Source organism: Streptomyces endocoffeicus (assembly GCF_016741935.1).
In the GTDB taxonomy this organism is placed as follows: domain Bacteria; phylum Actinomycetota; class Actinomycetes; order Streptomycetales; family Streptomycetaceae; genus Streptomyces; species Streptomyces endocoffeicus.
Genome location: NZ_JAERRG010000142.1, coordinates 1 through 1,431 on the forward strand (window position 1 = coordinate 1; position 1,431 = coordinate 1,431).

General features: G+C 69.4%; 1 protein-coding gene. It reads left to right on the forward strand.

The features are described 5' to 3' along the window. Positions 1 to 1,431, forward strand: a 1,431-nt coding sequence (locus JK364_RS54250; protein WP_230993979.1) for an acyl carrier protein, incomplete at both ends; no start/stop codon positions are given.

Consider the following 1,431-nt stretch of genomic DNA (forward strand, 5'->3'; position numbering starts at 1 on the left):
TATGTGGGACGACACAGACGGCATGACCGCATCCTTGTCCGGCACCGACCACCGCCGCATCCGCCGCAGCGGCCAGCGCGCCATCACCGCCGAACACGGAATGCACCTCCTCGACAAGGCATCCACCCGCAGCGAACCGGTACTGGTCGCCACCCCAATGAACCCGGCGGGGGAGGGTGAAGTCCCCGCGCTGTTGCGTACGTTGCACCGCCCGGTCGCCCGCCGAGCTGCAACCACCAACGGCCGTCCGGCCGATCTGACACCGGAAGCACTCCTCAAGGTGGTGCGTGACAGCGCTGCCGTGGTTCTGGGCCACGCCAACGCCGACACCGTTCCCGCAGCAACCGCCTTCCAGGAACTCGGCCTCGACTCACTGACCGCGGTCGAACTGCGCAACAGTCTCACCAAAGCCACCGGCCTGCGACTACCCGCCACCATGGTGTTCGACTACCCCACCCCGGCCGCGCTGGCCGGACGGCTCGGCGAACTACTCGCGGGCGAGGCGGCACCCAAGGCGGCCGCCGCGGTGCGCACGGCCACGGTTTCGGACGAGCCGCTGGCGATCGTCGGCATGGCCTGCCGCCTGCCCGGCAAAGTGTCGTCCCCGGAGGACCTGTGGCGCCTGGTCGAGTCCGGCACCGACGCCATCACCGACTTCCCCACCGACCGCGGCTGGGACGTGGACAACCTGTACGACCCGGACCCCGACGCGCCGGGCAAGTCCACCACCCTGCACGGCGGGTTCCTGGACGACGTCGCCGGCTTCGACGCATCGTTCTTCGGCATCAGCCCCCGTGAAGCCGTAGCCATGGACCCGCAGCAACGTCTTGCCATGGAAGTTTCCTGGGAAGCCTTCGAGCGTGCCGGCATCGAGCCGGGGTCGGTGCGGGGCAGTGACACCGGCGTGTTCATGGGCGCCTACCCCGGCGGCTACGGCATCGGCGCCGAGCTCGGCGGTTTCATGCTGACCGGGCGTGCGGGCAGCGTGCTGGCGGGCCGGGTGTCGTATTTCTTCGGCCTTGAAGGCCCCGCGATGACGGTGGACACTGCGTGTTCGTCGTCGCTGGTCGCCCTGCACCAAGCGGCCTACGCGCTGCGGCAGGGCGAGTGTTCGCTCGCTCTGGTCGGCGGTGTCACGGTGATGCCCACGCCGGTCATGTTCGTGGAGTTCTCCCAGCAGCAAAACCTGGCGGACGACGGCCGGTGCAAGGCGTTCGCCGACAGCGCTGATGGCACCGGTTGGTCCGAGGGCGTCGGTGTGCTGCTGGTCGAGCGGCTGTCCGACGCCCAGGCCAAGGGCCACAACATCCTGGCTGTGGTACGCAGCTCCGCGGTCAATCAGGACGGTGCGTCCAATGGTCTGACCGCCCCCAACGGCCCCTCCCAGCAGCGGGTGATCCGATCCGCGCTCACCAGCGCCGGCCTGACCAC